Annotated in this window: 13 protein-coding genes; 10 read left to right on the forward strand and 3 right to left on the reverse strand. The window is 68.7% G+C overall.

Features of this window, described 5'->3' with window-relative positions:
• Positions 1 to 7: 7 nt before the first annotated feature.
• On the reverse strand, positions 8 to 418 hold the full coding sequence (locus ACSVDM_RS01800; protein WP_357394481.1) for a hypothetical protein: 411 nt from the start codon (positions 416 to 418) through the stop codon (positions 8 to 10).
• A 136-nt stretch (positions 419 to 554) separates the two neighbouring features.
• Between ACSVDM_RS01800 and uvrC the strand changes: the two genes are divergently transcribed.
• From uvrC to tpiA, 7 genes are all read left to right on the forward strand, one after another.
• On the forward strand, positions 555 to 2,558 hold the full coding sequence (gene uvrC, locus ACSVDM_RS01805; RefSeq protein WP_067636040.1) for an excinuclease ABC subunit UvrC: 2,004 nt from the start codon (positions 555 to 557) through the stop codon (positions 2,556 to 2,558).
• 106 nt (positions 2,559 to 2,664) lie between these two features.
• Positions 2,665 to 3,621: an RNase adapter RapZ gene (gene rapZ, locus ACSVDM_RS01810; RefSeq protein WP_084456406.1), complete on the forward strand. Its 957-nt coding sequence runs from the start codon at positions 2,665 to 2,667 to the stop codon at positions 3,619 to 3,621.
• Positions 3,618 to 4,682, forward strand: coding sequence for a gluconeogenesis factor YvcK family protein (locus tag ACSVDM_RS01815; protein ID WP_439262238.1), 1,065 nt, complete (start codon positions 3,618 to 3,620; stop codon positions 4,680 to 4,682). Before rapZ ends, ACSVDM_RS01815 begins: the two co-directional genes overlap by 4 nt.
• On the forward strand, positions 4,673 to 5,656 hold the full coding sequence (whiA, locus tag ACSVDM_RS01820) for a DNA-binding protein WhiA (protein ID WP_067493655.1): 984 nt from the start codon (positions 4,673 to 4,675) through the stop codon (positions 5,654 to 5,656). The genes ACSVDM_RS01815 and whiA overlap by 10 nt, the downstream gene beginning before the upstream one ends.
• A 201-nt stretch (positions 5,657 to 5,857) precedes the next feature.
• Positions 5,858 to 6,874, forward strand: a complete 1,017-nt coding sequence (gene gap / locus ACSVDM_RS01825) for a type I glyceraldehyde-3-phosphate dehydrogenase (RefSeq protein ID WP_357146064.1) — start codon at positions 5,858 to 5,860, stop codon at positions 6,872 to 6,874.
• Between the two features lie 5 nt (positions 6,875 to 6,879).
• Complete coding sequence (locus tag ACSVDM_RS01830) at positions 6,880 to 8,094, forward strand: phosphoglycerate kinase (RefSeq protein ID WP_439262240.1); 1,215 nt, start codon at positions 6,880 to 6,882, stop codon at positions 8,092 to 8,094.
• A gap of 3 nt (positions 8,095 to 8,097) precedes the next feature.
• Entirely contained in the window at positions 8,098 to 8,886 is a 789-nt protein-coding gene (gene tpiA, locus ACSVDM_RS01835) for a triose-phosphate isomerase (protein WP_067493662.1), read from the forward strand.
• Positions 8,887 to 8,943: 57 nt separating this feature from the next.
• Here tpiA and ACSVDM_RS01840 read toward each other — a convergent pair whose 3' ends face one another.
• Positions 8,944 to 9,729 (reverse strand): META domain-containing protein, encoded by a 786-nt coding sequence (locus ACSVDM_RS01840; RefSeq protein ID WP_439262243.1) that lies wholly within the window; start codon positions 9,727 to 9,729, stop codon positions 8,944 to 8,946.
• Positions 9,730 to 9,853: 124 nt separating this feature from the next.
• Between ACSVDM_RS01840 and ACSVDM_RS01845 the strand changes: the two genes are divergently transcribed.
• Genes ACSVDM_RS01845 through ACSVDM_RS01855 form a run of 3 tightly spaced genes read left to right on the forward strand, consistent with a single transcriptional unit; the run spans position 9,854 to position 12,326 of the window.
• The gene (locus tag ACSVDM_RS01845) at positions 9,854 to 11,461 is read left to right on the forward strand and encodes an MFS transporter (protein ID WP_439262245.1); all 1,608 of its coding nucleotides are present in this window, start codon (positions 9,854 to 9,856) and stop codon (positions 11,459 to 11,461) included.
• A gap of 34 nt (positions 11,462 to 11,495) precedes the next feature.
• Positions 11,496 to 11,729 carry a preprotein translocase subunit SecG gene (gene secG / locus ACSVDM_RS01850; protein WP_067493884.1) on the forward strand — a complete coding sequence of 78 codons (234 nt, stop codon included), beginning with the start codon at positions 11,496 to 11,498 and terminating at the stop codon, positions 11,727 to 11,729.
• A gap of 36 nt (positions 11,730 to 11,765) precedes the next feature.
• Positions 11,766 to 12,326, forward strand: a complete 561-nt coding sequence (locus ACSVDM_RS01855) for a hypothetical protein (RefSeq protein WP_439262247.1) — start codon at positions 11,766 to 11,768, stop codon at positions 12,324 to 12,326.
• Here the strand turns inward: ACSVDM_RS01855 and ACSVDM_RS01860 are convergent, their stop codons facing one another.
• On the reverse strand, positions 12,327 to 16,400 hold the full coding sequence (locus ACSVDM_RS01860) for an amino acid adenylation domain-containing protein (RefSeq protein WP_439262249.1): 4,074 nt from the start codon (positions 16,398 to 16,400) through the stop codon (positions 12,327 to 12,329).
• Positions 16,401 to 16,455 lie beyond the last annotated feature (55 nt).

Raw genomic sequence — 16,455 nt, forward strand, 5'->3', positions numbered from 1 at the left:
CCTGCTGTCAGCGTTGGCGGGTGAACCAGGTCTTGGCCGACGGGCGCATCAGCAGGGCGGCGACGGCGCCCGAGGCGACGATGCCCACCGCGCCCGGCGGGAGGCCGGTGAGGATGCCGGTGCAGGAGGTGAGTGCGCCGACGGCCGCCAGGGTCACCGCGGCGACGCGCACGCGGTCGCCCGCCCGGCCGAAGAGCACGACCAACGGAACTAGAGCGAAGGTCGGAAGGTAGCCGACCACCACGCCGAGTGGGCTCTGCTTGCCCAGTGCGGCGCCGATCACGATCAGCACCACGCCGACCGCCGCGGAGACCAGGGCGATCAAGCGCGCGCCGCGCACCGTGGCGGGCATCAGCCACGACGGGGTCGCCTCGTCGTCCAGGTCGTCGTAGGGGTGCAGGGCGGGGGCGTCGGTCATCGGGGGTCCTTTCCGGCGGCAAGCCGAACATCAACGCTACACACCGGCCACCGGCGCCGGACCCGACGGTTCGCCCGCCGCCGTCCCACCCAGCACGGGCGGCGGGAATGTCGGTAGGCCTCGCTACCCTGGATACGTGGCAGATCCCGCGACATACCGGCCGGCGCCGGGCACGATCCCCGTCGAACCCGGTGTGTACAAATTCCGGGACGCCTACGGGCGGGTGATCTATGTCGGTAAGGCCAAGAGCCTGCGCAGCCGGTTGAACTCCTACTTCGCCGACGTGGCGTCACTGCATCCGCGCACCAGGCAGATGGTGACAACGGCCGCGAGCGTGGAGTGGACCGTGGTGTCCACCGAGGTCGAGGCGCTACAGCTCGAATACAACTGGATCAAGGAATTCGATCCGCGCTTCAATGTGCGCTACCGCGACGACAAGTCCTACCCGGTGCTCGCGGTGACCCTCAACGAGGAATATCCGCGGCTTTTCGTCTACCGGGGTGCCCGCAAGAAGGGCGTGCGCTACTTCGGCCCCTACGCCCACGCCTGGGCCATCCGCGAAACCCTCGACCTGCTGCTGCGGGTGTTTCCCGCGCGCACCTGTTCCAACGGAGTCTTCAAGCGGCACAATCAGATCGGGCGCCCCTGCCTGCTCGGCTACATCGACAAGTGCTCGGCGCCGTGCGTCGGCCGGGTCAGCGCCGACGAGCACCGCCACATCGTCGACGACTTCTGCGACTTCCTGTCCGGCAAGACCGACAAGATGGTCCGCGCCATCGAACGCCGCATGCACGAGGCCGCCGACGACCTCGACTTCGAGACCGCCGCCCGCCTGCGCGACGACGTGCAGGCCCTGCGCCGGGCACTCGAGAAGCAGGCGGTGGTGCTCGGCACCGGCACCGACGCCGATGTGATCGCCTTCGCCACCGACGAACTCGAGGCCGCCGTTCAGATCTTCCACGTGCGCGACGGGCGCGTACGCGGTCAACGCGGCTGGGTGGTCGACAAATCCGGCGACGCGCTCGACATCGCCGAATCCGGCACCGAACTGGCCGCCCTCGTCGAACAGTTCCTCACCCAGTTCTACGGCGAGCAGGCCGCCATGGCCGACCAGAGCGTGGAACCCGAGGCGGCGAACGTCGTCCCGCGCGAGGTGCTCGTGCCCGTACTGCCCGCCGACGCCCCCGAGATCCAGGCGTGGTTGAGCAAACTGCGCGGTTCGGCGGTGTCGCTGCGCATCCCGCAGCGCGGTGACAAGAAGGCCCTCGCCGAAACCGTGCAGCGCAACGCGGGTGAGGCGCTGGCCCAGCACAAGCTCAAGCGTGCGGGCGACCTCACGTCGAGATCGCAAGCGCTGCAAGATATTCAGGACGCACTCGAACTCGACAGTGCCCCGCTGCGCATCGAATGCGTCGATATCAGCCATGTGCAGGGCACCGACGTGGTCGCCTCGCTGGTGGTGTTCGAGGACGGCCTGGCCCGCAAATCCGAGTACCGCCACTTCGCGATCAAGGAGGCCGCGGGCGGCGGCCGCTCCGACGACGTCGCCAGCATCGCCGAGGTCACCCGTCGCCGCTTCGCCCGGCTGGCGCGCGAACGCCAGCAGCCCGTCGACCTGCCGGCGGAACTCGCCGCCGACGACACCGACGAGCCCGGCTCACGCCCCGGCATCGACCCGACGACCGGCAAACCGCGCCGCTTCGCCTACCCACCCAACCTCTACGTCGTCGACGGCGGCGCACCGCAGGTCGCCGCCGCCGCGGAGGTGCTCGACGAACTCGGCATCACCGATGTGGCGGTGATCGGCCTGGCCAAACGCCTGGAAGAGGTGTGGGTTCCCGGCGAACCGGATCCGGTCATCATGCCGAGGACGAGCGAGGCGCTCTTCCTGCTGCAGCGTGTGCGCGACGAGGCGCACCGCTTCGCCATCAACTTCCACCGCAGCAAGCGCTCCCGCCGGATGACGGCATCGGCGCTCGACTCGGTGCGCGGGCTCGGCGAGACACGCCGCGCCGCGCTGGTCACCCATTTCGGTTCGGTCGCGCGGATCAAGGACGCGACGGTCGACGAGATCACCGCGGTGCCCGGTATCGGCGTTTCCACGGCCAAAGCGGTACTCGAGGCACTCAACAGCACGTAGCGATCAGCGAGACGCAACATTGCGAGTGCCGTACGTTGTGTCTGCGCCCGATACCCGAACCGGTGCGGGATGATCGAAAGGCACCCAGAAACGGATCCGGTAGGACATGACAAGCGTCGAATCGAACAACAAGGCGGGGGCGGCACCGGACAACGCCGGGACAGTCACCGACACACAGCAGCCAGTAGAAGTGGTCATCGTTACCGGCTTGTCCGGCGCGGGCCGCGGCACTGCCGCGCGCGTCCTGGAGGATCTCGGCTGGTACGTCACCGACAATCTGCCACCGGAACTGATCGGCCGCATGGTCGAACTCGGTGCCGCCGCCGACCCGCCGATCCGGCGGCTCGCGCTGGTCATGGACGTGCGGAGCCGGTTCTTCACCGGTGACCTCTCCGGGGTGACCGAACAGTTGCGCGCGGCGGGCATCCGCACGCGGGTGCTGTTCCTCGAGGCCTCCGACGACGTGCTGATCCGGCGTTTCGGCTTCGCCAGGCGCAGGCATCCGCTGCAGAGCGACAGCCCCGACGGCACCCTCTCGGCGGGCATCACCGCCGAACGGGTGCGCCTGTCGGCGGTGAAGGCCGCCGCCGATGTCGTCATCGACACCACCGAGCTGTCGATCCACCAGCTGCACCGCAAGCTGGAAGAGGTGTACGGCGCGGGCGTGCCCGCCGCGCTGCAGCTCACTGTGCAGTCCTTCGGTTTCAAGTACGGTGTTCCACTCGACGCCGACACGGTGTTGGATGTGCGTTTCCTGCCGAATCCGCATTGGATTCCCGAGTTGCGGGAACACACGGGCCAGGAGTCGGTGGTCAGCGACTATGTGTTGTCGCAGCCGGGCGCGCAGGACTACCTGCGCACCTGCCACCACCTGGTCGACCTGACCACGACCGGATACCGGCAAGAGGGGAAGCGATACATGACGGTGGCAGTGGGGTGCACCGGCGGGAAACACCGCAGCGTCGCGATCGCCGAGGCGCTCGGCGAACGCATCGGTGCCGACACCGGCCCCGCGGCGGTCGACGTCGTGCGCGTGGTGCATCGGGACCTGGGGCGCGAATGAGTGGATGGGAAGCCGACCCAGCCGTCGTCGCGCTGGGCGGTGGTCACGGCTTGTACGCGACACTCACCGCGGTGCGCAGGCTGACCAGGCGGATCACCGCCGTGGTCACGGTCGCCGACGACGGCGGGTCATCCGGACGCCTGCGTGCCGAACTCGGCATGCTCCCGCCCGGTGACCTGCGGATGGCGCTCGCCGCGCTGGCCGAGGACGCCGACGGCATCTGGACGACCACCGTGCAGCACCGCTTCGGCGGATCCGGCGCGCTCGCCGGGCACTCGCTCGGCAACCTGCTGCTCGCCGGGCTCACCGACATCCTCGGCGACCCGGTCGCGGCGCTCGACGAGGTGGGCAGGCTGCTGCGCATCACGGGCCGGGTGCTGCCGATGTCGCCGATCCCGCTCGACATCGAGGCGGAAGTATCGGGGCTGGAAGCGGATCCGCGAGTCGGCCGGTGTGTACGCGGTCAGGTCGCGGTGGCGACCACACCGGGTAAGGTCCGCCGGGTGCGGCTGATTCCCTCGGATCCACCCGCCGGCCCGGCGGCCGTGTCGGCGATCGAACACGCGGATGTCGTTGTGCTCGGGCCGGGTTCGTGGTTCACCAGTGTGATCCCGCACGTGCTCGTCCCCGGTCTGCGCGACGCGCTGGTCCGCACCAGGGCGCGTAAGGTACTCGTGCTGAATCTGGCCGCGGAGCCGGGGGAGACGGCCGGCTTTTCCGCCGAGCGCCATCTCCATGTATTGTCCCAGCACGCACCGGGTTTCGCGGTCGACGATGTGCTCGTCGACTCGGCGTCGGTGCCCGAGGGGCGGCAGCGGGAACATGTGTCAAGAGCCGCCGAACAGTTGCGCGCACGGGTAACGTTCTGCGATGTGGCCGAGCCGGGAACGGATCGGCATCATCCCGGAAAACTAGCCGCCGCACTGGATCAGCTGATTCGGTCGCCGCGGTCGCAACTGGCTGGGCTTCGAGTCGAGAGACAGCACAGTGCCGCGGATGTGCACAGTGTTGCAGATGAGCGTTCGGGGTCGGTGGGAAAGGAGCGCGTCTCGTGGCGATGACAGCCGAGGTGAAGGACGAGCTGAGCAGGCTCGTGGTGTCGCAGGTCAGCTCACGCAAGGCGGAATTGTCGGCATTGCTGCGATTCGCGGGCGGTCTGCACATCGTCGGGGGCCGGGTGATCGTGGAAGCCGAGGTGGACATGGGGTCCATCGCCCGCAGGCTGCGCCGCGAGATCTTCGAGTTGTACGGCTACGGCTCCGATGTGCACGTGCTCGGCGCGGGTGGCTTACGCAAGACCTCCCGCTATGTGGTCCGGGTGTCCAAGGAGGGCGAGGCGCTGGCCCGCCAGACCGGGCTGCTCGACGTGCGCGGCAGGCCGGTGCGCGGATTGCCCGCCCAGGTGGTCGGCGGCAGCATCGGTGACGCCGAAGCCGCGTGGCGCGGTGCTTTTCTCGCCCACGGCTCGCTCACCGAGCCGGGGCGCTCCTCCGCGCTCGAGGTGAGCTGCCCTGGCCCGGAGGCGGCGCTCGCGCTGGTCGGCGCGGCCCGTCGGCTCGGGATCACCGCCAAGGCCCGTGAGGTGCGCGGCACCGACCGGGTGGTGGTGCGTGACGGCGAGGCGATCGGCGCGCTGCTCACCCGCATGGGCGCCCAGGACACGAGGCTCACCTGGGAGGAGCGCCGCATGCGCCGTGAGGTGCGTGCGACGGCCAACCGGCTGGCCAACTTCGACGACGCCAACCTGCGCCGTTCGGCCCGCGCGGCCGTCGCGGCGGCGGCCCGGGTGGAGCGCGCGCTCGAGATCCTCGCCGACGACGTGCCCGACCACTTGGCCGCCGCGGGCAAGCTGCGCGTGCAGCACCGGCAGGCCTCGCTCGAGGAACTGGGTCAGCTCGCCGAGCCGCCGATGACGAAAGACGCTGTCGCGGGCCGCATCCGGCGCCTGCTGTCGATGGCCGACCGGCGCGCCAAGGACCTCGGCATCCCCGATACCGAGTCGGCGGTGACGGCCGAACTTCTCGACGACGCCTGAGGATTCGCGCCACCCGGTTGTGGCGTATCCGACGTTTAGGGCATAGCGGTCATGTGCGATCGCTATGCCCTTTACTCTGTGCATTCCAGGTGCTCAGGGGCGCGCGACTCACAAACCGCAGGTGGCTGTCGGTGGGGTTGGGTCGGCTACTACTGTGGTCATCGTCGGAATGAATCCGCTTGAAAGCTGAGGAGCGATAACGTGACTGTCCGGGTAGGTATCAACGGCTTCGGTCGTATCGGACGTAACTTCTTCCGTGCGGTGGAGGCGCTGAAGGCTGTCGGCAAGACCGATATCGAGATCGTCGCGGTCAACGACCTCACCGACATCAACACTCTTGCGACGCTCCTGAAGTACGACTCGATCCTGGGTCGCCTGCCGCAGGACGTGTCCGTCGACGGTGACACCATCGTCGTCGGCGAGCAGCGCATCAAGGCGCTCGCCATCAAGGAAGGCCCGTCGGCGCTGCCGTGGGGCGACCTGGGCGTGGACATCGTCGTCGAGTCGACCGGTATCTTCACCGACGCCGCCAAGGCCAAGGGTCACCTGTCCGCGGGTGCGAAGAAGGTCATCATCTCCGCGCCGGCCTCCGGCGAGGACATCACCATCGTGATGGGCGTCAACGACGACAAGTACGACGGCAGCCAGAACATCATCTCCAACGCCTCGTGCACCACGAACTGCCTCGGCCCCATCGCCAAGGTGCTCAACGACGAGTTCGGCATCGTCCAGGGCCTGATGACCACCATCCACGCGTACACCCAGGACCAGAACCTGCAGGACGCGCCGCACAAGGACCTGCGTCGCGCCCGCGCCGCGGCCCTGAACATCGTGCCCACCGGCACGGGTGCGGCCAAGGCCATCGGCCTGGTGCTGCCCGAGCTGCAGGGCAAGCTCGACGGTTACGCGCTGCGCGTTCCGGTCCCGACCGGCTCGGTCACCGACCTGACCGCCACGCTGGCCAAGTCCGCCACCATCGACGAGATCAACGCCGCGATGAAGGCCGCCGCCGAGGGCCCGCTGAAGGGCATCCTCAAGTACAACGTGGACCCGATCGTGTCGAGCGACATCGTTACCGACCCGCACTCCTCGATCTACGACGCTCCGCTGACCAAGGTCATCGGCAACGAGGTCAAGGTCGTGTCCTGGTACGACAACGAGTGGGGCTACTCCAACCGCCTCGCCGACCTCATCGGTCTCGTCGGCAAGTCGCTCTGAACGCGATGACGGTCAAGACACTCCAGGATCTCCTGGCCGAGGGTGTCGAGGGTCGGGGCGTGCTCGTGCGCTCCGACCTGAACGTCCCCCTCGACGACAACGGCGCGATCACCGACCCGGGTCGCATCATCGCCTCGGTGCCGACGATCCAGGCGCTGGTCGAAGCGGGCGCCAAGGTCGTCGTCATGGCGCACCTGGGCCGCCCGAAGGGTGAGCCGGACCCGAAGTTCTCGCTGGCCCCGGTGGCCGCGAAGCTGGCCGAGCTGCTGGGCCGCAATGTCCAGCTGGCCGGTGACGTGGTCGGCTACGACGCACTCTCGCGCTCGGAGGGCCTCACCGACGGTGACGTGCTGCTGCTCGAGAACGTGCGTTTCGACGCGCGCGAGACCAGCAAGGACGACGCCGAGCGGGCCAAGCTGGCCGCCGCCTACGTGGAACTCGTCGGCGACGACGGCGCGTTCGTGTCCGACGGTTTCGGTGTGGTGCACCGCAAGCAGGCCTCGGTCTACGACGTGGCCCAGGTGCTCCCGCACTACGCGGGCACGCTGGTCGCCGCCGAGGTCGAGGTGCTGCAGAAGCTCACCCAGGACCCTGCCCGCCCGTACGCGGTGGTGCTCGGTGGTTCCAAGGTCTCCGACAAGCTCGCGGTGATCGAGGCGCTGGCCCCCAAGGTCGACACCCTGGTGATCGGCGGCGGCATGTGCTTCACCTTCCTTGCCGCACAGGGTGTTTCGGTCGGCAGCTCGCTGCTGCAGGAAGAGATGATCGACACCTGCAAGAGCCTGCTCGAGCGCTTCGGCGACGTGCTGCACCTGCCGGTCGACATCGTGGCGGCCGACAAGTTCGCCGCCGACGCCGACAGCAAGACCGTCGCGTCGACCGAGATCCCCGACGGCTGGATGGGCCTTGACATCGGCCCGGAGTCGGTGTCGCGGTTCGCCGCGCTGCTCACCGAGGCGAAGACGGTGTTCTGGAACGGCCCGATGGGCGTGTTCGAGTTCGAGAAGTTCGCCGCGGGCACCCGTGGTGTCGCCGAGGCCATCGTGACCGCCACCGGCAAGGGTGCGTTCACGGTCGTCGGCGGCGGTGACTCGGCCGCGGCCGTGCGCACCCTCGGCCTGCCCGACGACGGCTTCTCGCACATCTCCACCGGTGGTGGCGCGTCCCTGGAATACCTGGAAGGCAAAGAGCTGCCCGGTATTTCGGTGCTGGAGGGCTGAGCGATGGCAGCACGTAAGCCGCTCATCGCGGGCAACTGGAAGATGAACCTCAACCACCTCGAGGCCATCGCGCTGGTGCAGAAGGTGGCGTTCGCGCTGCCGGAGAAGTACTTCGCGAAGGTCGACGTGGCGGTCATCCCGCCGTTCACCGACATCCGCAGCGTGCAGTCGATCGTCGACGGCGACAAGCTGCTGCTCACCTATGGTGCGCAGGACGTGTCGGTGCACGATTCGGGTGCCTACACCGGTGAGATCAGCGGGTCCATGCTGGCCAAGCTGGGCTGCACCTTCGTGGTGGTCGGGCATTCGGAGCGGCGCCAGTACCACACCGAGGACGACGCCACGGTGCTGGCCAAGGCCAAGCAGGCGCTGAAGAACGACCTCACCCCGATCGTCTGCATCGGCGAGGGGCTCGGTGTTCGCGAGGCGGGCACACACGTCGAGTTCAACCTCGAGCAGCTGCGTGGTTCGCTGAAAGGCCTGACGGCCGAGGAGATCTCGAAGGTCGTCATCGCCTACGAACCGGTGTGGGCCATCGGCACCGGCAAGGTGGCCTCGGCGGCCGACGCCCAGGAAGTGTGCGGTGCGATCCGCGGCGAGCTGGAGAAGCTGGCCTCCCCGGAGGTCGCCGCCGGTGTCCGTGTGCTCTACGGCGGATCGGTGAACGCCAAGAACATCGGCGAACTGATCGGTCAGCCGGATATCGACGGCGCGCTCGTCGGCGGTGCCTCGCTCAAGGGTGACGAGTTCGCCACCCTGTCCGCGATCGCCGCCGGTGGTCCGCTGCCCTGACCTGTTCTGCTGTGCCGAAGGGCCGGAATCCGTGGAAACGGGTTCCGGCCCTTTCGTCTACTGCTGGGCGCGCAGTTCCAGGCCCGTGCCGTCGGCGTTGCGCAGGGTGAGAGTGTCGGCGTCGATGGTGGCCTCGGTGTGACCGTCGAGGACGTCGAGGACGTGCCGTTCGACCTCCATCACCTCCGGTGGGCACATCATCTTCGTGGTGGCCACCTCGAAGTTCACCTCGTCGCCGGGGCCGAGCTGCGCGGTGCCGGTCAGGCGATTGCATCCGGTGGTGCCGCTGACCTGGCCGTCGGCGGTGATCACGAGGGTGGGTCGGGCCTCGTCGAGCGCGGCCGAGCGGACCTTGGCGTCCGGGGTGAGCAGGGTGGTCGCGATCCAGTTGGTGCCGGTCAGCGGTTTGTCCGGGGTGACGATCTTCTTGTCGGTGAGGTGGACGGTGACGTCCTTGCCGGTGAGGGTCAGATCGTCGCCGTCGAGCCGCCAGGTGGGGCTCGCCTCGAGGAACGAGTTCTGCCAGGCGTCGGCCTGGCCGCGTTCGCCGGGACAGCCCATCAGGGTGCCGGCGAGCCGGGAGGTGCGCAGCACGTTGTCGCTCAAATCGACGGTGCCGCTGCTGGTATTGCACCCGGAGTTCGCGGTGATCCGCCCGTTGTCGAAGGTGAGCGTCATCGGACCGCCGCCGGGGATCGCCCCGCCCTCCACCCGCGTCGACAGGTAGGTGTGTCCCATCGGCGTCGGCTTCGGTGGCGCGTCACCCGAGTCACCGGACGAGCAGGCGCCTGCCGCGACGGCGAGCACACACAGAGCGGCGAGGCGGAGCGGGAATCCCGGCATCGGCCCATCGTACGTCCGCCCGGCGACAGCCGATCAAGATCACCGCGCGCTGGTGGCGTTCGGCTGTCGGCCGATGCCGCCACCACAGCGTGGTGAGCGTGCGTCCCGCTGGGGGACCGGGGATATGCTCGGGAATGTGACGGGTGTGGCGGGTGAGCGGGTGTCGACCTGGGCTCCGCTGCGGTCGCCGGTGTTCCGGGCGTTGTGGATCGCGCAGCTCGTGTCGAATCTGGGCACCTGGATGCAGACCGTCGGCGCACAGTGGATTCTCGTCGATCAACCCAATGCCGCGGTGCTCGTGTCGTTCGTGCAGACCGCGATCACGCTGCCGGTGATGTTGCTGTCCATTCCGTCCGGGGTGCTGGCCGATCTACTCGATCGGCGCCGGTTGCTGATCGGTGCGCAGGCAGGCATGGCGGTGGCCTCGCTGACGCTGACCGTCTTCACCGCGACCGGCCACACCACGCCCGCGGTGCTGCTCACGCTGTTGTTCCTGCTCGGCTGCGGGCAGGCGCTCACCGCACCCGCGTGGCAGGCGATCCAGCCCGAACTCGTGCCACGCGACCAGATCACCTCGGTGGCGGCGCTGGGCAGTATGAGCGTGAACATCGGTCGCGCGGTCGGGCCCGCCGTGGCGGGTGTGCTGGTTTCGGTGGCCGGGCCGACGGTGGTGTTCGGGTTCAACACGCTCTCGTTCGTCGGCATCGTGGCGGTGTTGCTGGTGTCGAAATGGCCGGTCCGGGTTCGCTCGCTGCCGAGCGAACGCCCGCTGGCCGCGTTGCAGGCGGGCACCCGGTTCATCCGGGCCGCGCCCGCCATCCGGCGGGTGTTGTTCCGCTCCATTCTGTTCATCGCGCCCGCCAGCGCGGTGTGGTCGCTGCTTCCGGTGATCGCGCACGACCGGCTCGGGCTGGCCTCCGACGGGTACGGCCTGCTGCTCGGTGCGCTAGGGCTCGGTGCGGTGTGCGGCGCGCTCGGGTTGTCGCGGTTGCGGGTGCTGTTCACGCCGACCCAGCGGTTGGCGCTGGCCGCGGTGCTGTTCGGGATCGGTGCGGTGGCGACCGCGCTGGTGCACAGTGTCGTGCTGGTGCTCGTGCTGCTCGTCGGCGCCGGGCTGGCCTGGCTGCTCGCCATGTCGACACTGAACTCGACCATGCAGCTGCTGCTGCCCGCCTGGGTGCGGGCGCGCGGGCTGTCGGTGTACATGCTGGTGTTCATGGGCGGGCAGGCCATCGGCTCGCTGCTGTGGGGTCTGGTCGCCGGGGCCTACGGCGCCGTCACCGCGTTGCTCATCGCGGCGGTGCTGCTCGGGGGGTGCGCGGTGAGCACGGTGTGGTGGCCGATCCGGCACAACGTCGAGGAGATCGACCTCTCACCGGCCGCGTACTGGCCCGAACCGCAACTCGTCGTCGAACCCGACCCGGCCGACGGGCCCGTACTCGTGCTGCGCGGTTACGACGTGCCGCCGGAGGACGTAGCGGCCTTCACCGACGCGATGGCGCTGGTCGGACGGTCACGGCAACGCACGGGTGCGATGGAGTGGCGGCTGTATCGCGATGTCGGGACCGTCGACCGGTTCGTCGAGGCGTTCGTCGTCCGCTCGTGGGCCGAGCACATGCATCAGCATCAGGTGCGGCTCACCGCGCGTGATCGGGAGATCGAACAGGCCGTGGCGCACTACGCGGCGGGGCCCGAGACCGTGTCGCATCTGGTCGCGGTCGAGCCTGGTTAGACCGGGCGCCCGCCCAGCACCTAGGATGGTCGCCATGTCGCTGTTCCTCGATATCCTCCTTGTGATCACCAGCGTGCTGTTGGTGCTGCTGGTGCTGTTGCACCGCGCCAAGGGCGGCGGCCTGTCCAGCCTCTTCGGTGGCGGCGTGCAGTCGAGCCTGTCGGGTTCCACCGTCGTCGAGAAGAACCTCGACCGTGTCACCATCTTCGTCGGCATCGTCTGGCTGATCGCCATTCTCGGTATCGGCCTGGAGATCAAGTTCTCCTGATTCCGCAGGGGTGATCCGTCACGTACGGTGACGGACATGAACTCTGGGGGAGTCGTGCGGTCACGTCGGTCGGTGCCGACCTGGTGGACCGTTGTCATGTGCTGCATCGCGGTCGCGACCGCACTGAGCTGTGGTGCCCTGCTCTGGCAGAACACGGTCGATGGGCCGATCGAACGCCTGCTGGTCGCCTTCGTGGTACTCGGTGCGGTCGGTGTGCTGTGGCTATCCTTCGGGATCGTCGGGCTGGTGGCGTTCCGTGGGACCTGGCTCACCGTGGTCGCACCGTTGATCGTGGTGCTCACCGCGGTGCTGGGCGGGACAGGCACCGCGCAGCGATTCGGTTGGTCGCTGTCCAAACCCGACTTCGAACGAGCCGCGCAGACATGTGAGCCGTCCACCACCGACCAGCGCATCGGATTGTTCACCGTCACCGAGGTGCACCAGGAAGACGGCGGATGCCTCTTCCGAACACCGGGCGGCTTCATCGGCAGTGTCGGCTATGCCTATCTGCCCGGCGGGGCACCCGAGCCGACGGGGGAGTACGACGAGACCTACCGGCCGTATGACGGTGTGTGGTACCGGTTTTCGGGGTGGTGATCACCACGGTTCCTCGGCTGCGGTAGTCGCGAGCGCCGGTTCGGAAGGTTCTTCCACCCGGTCGAGGTGACGAGCGAGCAATGGACCGATGTGGGCGAAGACCGAGGTGTTGGTGAGCTGGGCGTGGGTGGCCTCGACCGGATGCTCGATCACCTCGCCGGTGACGAACGGTTGCCACATGTCGCCGTCGAACATCGCCGTGATGCCGCGCGTCGCCGAGAAATACAGCAGATCACCGTCGAAGCGGGCGGGTCGGTAGGTGTGCGACAACCGCACGCCCGCGATGTAACCCCGGTGCAGGCGTTCGAGCTGGCTGGCCGAAAGCCCGGTGCCGAACGAGGTTTTCGTGCTCGCCAGGGTCGCGGCCGCCTCGGCGGCGGTGACATCCGGGGCGGCGTCGGCGTCTTCGGGTTCGTCGCCGAGCAGGTGGGTCAGCAGGTCGCGCATGCGCGGCGTGGGTGGTTCCTCCGGGGTGTAGACGACGCTGTCGAGCATGGTCAGCACGCCGACCCGGGCGCCGGTGTCGCGTAGGCGGACGGCGAGGGCGTGGGCGATCTGGCCGCCGAGCGACCACCCGAGCAGGTGGTACGGGCCGTGGGGTTGTAGTGCGAGGACGGTCGCGAGGTAGTGCTCGACGAGGTCGTCGATTGTCGGGGTGCCCGTGAGTTCGGTGGCTTGCAGGCCGTAGACGGGGCGGTCGGGGAGGTAACCGGTCAGGCCCGCATAGCACCAGGCCAGCGGAACCGCCGAGTGCACGCAGAACAGGGGTGGGCGAGAACCCTTGCGGCGCAGGACGAGAACTGTGCCGAGTGCGTCGTCGTCGCCGCTGTGGCCGTCGAAGCCGGCGATGCGTTCGGCCAGCGCCTGCACGGTCGGGCTGGTGTAGAGCCAGCGCACGGTGACGGGGACACCGGTCGCGGCGGCGATGTCGGACGAAACCAGCACGCCGAGAAGGGAATTGCCGCCGAGTTCGAAGAAGTCGTCGTCGAGGCCGGCGGGGGTGCCGAGCGTCGCGGTGATGCGGTCGGCGATCAGGCGTTGGAGCTCGGTGGCCGGTGGGCGGGTGGGGTTCGCGGTGATCGTCGGTGCGGGGAGGGCGGATCGGACGACTTTCCCGTTGCCGCCCAAGGGAAGTCGGTCGAGTTCGATCAGGGTGGTCGGGACGAGGGCTTGCGGCAGTGCGGCACGCAACCGGGCCAGGACGGCGGCGGTGTCGATGTGCCTTCCCGGTAGGGGAACCACGTAGCCGATCAGACGCGCGCCCGGTGTGCCCGCATCGGCGACGGTGACCACGGCGTAGGCGATCTCTGGTTCGGTGAGCAGCGCCGCCTCGATCTCCGCGGGTTCGATACGCCTGCCGTTGACCTCGAGCTGGGCGTCGAGCCTGCCGAAGAATTCGAACTCCCCGTCGGGGCGGGCGCCGACCAGATCGCCGGTTCGGTACAGGCGGGAGCCGTCACCGAACGGGTCGGCGACGAAACGTGAGGCGGTGGCGGCCGGGTCGTTCAGATATCCGTCGGCGACGCACGCGCCGCCCACGTAGAGCTCACCCCGCGCGGTGACCGGGGCCTGACGCAGGCGCGTATCGAGGACCCACGCGGACACGCCCGGCAGGGGATGGCCGACCGTCACCGCCCCGTCGGGGCGCATGGCATCCGTCTCGGTCACCATGATGGTGGTCTCGGTCGGCCCGTACCCGTTGAACAACCGCACCTGGGGTGCCCACTCGGCCATCAGCGCCGACGGGCACGCTTCGCCGCCGATCGCGACGACCTCGACGGTCGGAAGCTGCTGGGGTGACAGTGTGGCGAGCACGGCGGGCGCGGTCTGGAAAACGGTGCAGCCGGTACTGCGGATCAGCTCGGCCATTTCCTGACCGGCCACGACCGTCGGTGGGGCGACCACCACCCGGGCGCCCGCCGCGAAACCGGCGAGCAGTTCGAGCAGGTGTGCGTCGTAGGTCGCGCTGTGGGAGTGCAGAAGAACCGAATCACGATGCAGCCCATAGTGTTTCAGCAAGTAGTCGGTGAGGTCGCCCAGTGCGTGGTGGGCGACGACGACACCCTTGGGCGTGCCGGTGGTGCCCGAGGTGTGGATCACGTACGCCGGATCGCCCGGCAGCAGCGGGCGAGGGCGATCGTGGTCATCGACCGGGGTACCCGGATAGCGGTTCGCCTCGGCCGGATCGTCGATGGCGAGCCAGGTGATCGCATCGCAGCTGACGCTCACCCACGAAACCGTCACTCCGAGCGGCGCCCCACAGCGCGCGATGATGGTGGACAACCGGTTCGCGGGTTCATCCGGATCGACGGGGACGAAGCAGGCCCCCGTCTTCGCCACCGCCCACAACGCCACCACCGATTCCAGCGAACGCGGAATCGCGACGACGACGAATGTCCCGGGCCCGGCGCCGCGTGCGAGGAGTGCCCGAGCCCACCGCGACGAGATCTCGTCCAGCTCCGAGTAGGTGAGGGTACGGTCCCGGTCTTGCAGTGCCACTGAGGAATACGCCGCCTCGGAGGTCGCGTTGTCGCCCGCCGTGTCCTGCCGGGTCGGCTGAGTCGGTGGCGAAGCGACGGCCTGCGGTGGCGGTGTGACCTGTGGTGGCAGGCAGTCGGGTGTCGAGAGGGCTGAGCACAGGAGCTCGGACAGAGCTCGCGTAGACGCGTTCGAGCGTATTGAGCTGGGAGACAACTGGTTCGGTGACCGCCTAGAATCGGCGGTCTGGGCGTGCATGGTGATGGGGTCGTGGGGGTGGGCGGTGAGGAAGTGGGTGAAGTAGGTGAGGAACGTGCGGTGGTGGGTGAGGACGGCGTCGTGGGAGTAGCGGGCGGGGTTGGCCTGGAAGTCGATGGAGACCTCGTCCGGGCCGATCTGGTAACCGTTGACATGTAGATCCGTGACCGGACCCAGGGCGAGCAAACGCACCTGACCCGACAGCGGGCCCAGGTGTAAGGGCTCGGTGAAGGCGAGGGTGTTGACCACCGGACCGAACCCCTCCCGCAGGGTGGGGTGGTCGCCGCGGATGTCCTCGTGCCGGTGCCGTTGATGACGCAACGCCCCGATCACCGCCGCCCGCACCTGTGCGATGACAGCGCCGACGGTGATGTCGTCCAATCCGGACAGCCGCAGCGGAACCACATTCGACATCGAACCCGCCGAACGACGCAGCGCGGCGGTCGGTCGCGCGGTGACCGGGATGGTCAGGGTCACCTCCGCGCTCCCGGTCATCCGCGCCAGATAGCCGGCGAAAGCGGCGATGACCAGTTCCGGGAACGTCGCGCCGTGCCGGGCCTTGGCGTCCGCGAGCTGCCGCACGGTTCCGGCATCGAGGGTGGTGTTCACCTGATGCGGACGGGGCGCGGGTGCCGCCGCCCGGCGTGCCAAGCTCACCGGCTCACCGACCTGGGTCAACTGCTGACGCCAGTAGCTGCGGTCGGCGTCGGCGCGGGAAGATGCTTTGTAGACGCGGTCCTCTTCCAGCAATTGCGCGACTGTCAACGGTCTTTGGTCCGCCTTGGCTGCCCTGCTCGGCTGTGGGGCGGCGTGCTGCGATTCGTCGAGGGCGCTCGTCTCGCGGAGGGCGGTGCGGTAGAGGTCGCCCGTTCGGGCGAGGAGGGCGGCGGCGCCCATACCGTCGAGGACGATGTGGTGGCTGCGCAGGTACAGCAGGTGGCGGGTCGGGGTGATGATGAAGATCGAGGCGACAGTCAGATCGGGGGCGAGCGGGTCGAGCGGGGCGCTGTGGTCGCGTTCCATGTGGTCGAGGGCCACCGCGACGGCGCCGGGAGCGGTGCTCAGATCGACGATGTCGAAGGCCAGTGGGGTCGCGGAGTCGACGAATTGGTGCGGGATGCCGTCCACCAGAGTGAGCCGCACCCGGGGGGATTCGAATTCGGCGGCGGCCTGCCGGGTGCAGCGGGCGAGCAGATCGAGGTCGGCATCGCCCGCCAGATCCAGATACATCGCCACGGTGGCGGGGACATCGGGGTGCAATTGCTGGGCGAGCCACCAGCTCCATTGCGCTTGGGACAGTGGGCAGGTGACCCCGACATCCGACCGCACCGTGAACACGCCTCCATGGGTTGACACCGCACCGCTGAAATGTTCCCGGCAAACCTACGGCACA

This window comes from Nocardia sp. JW2 (assembly GCF_051843015.1).
Taxonomy (GTDB): Bacteria; Actinomycetota; Actinomycetes; order Mycobacteriales; family Mycobacteriaceae; genus Nocardia; species Nocardia coubleae.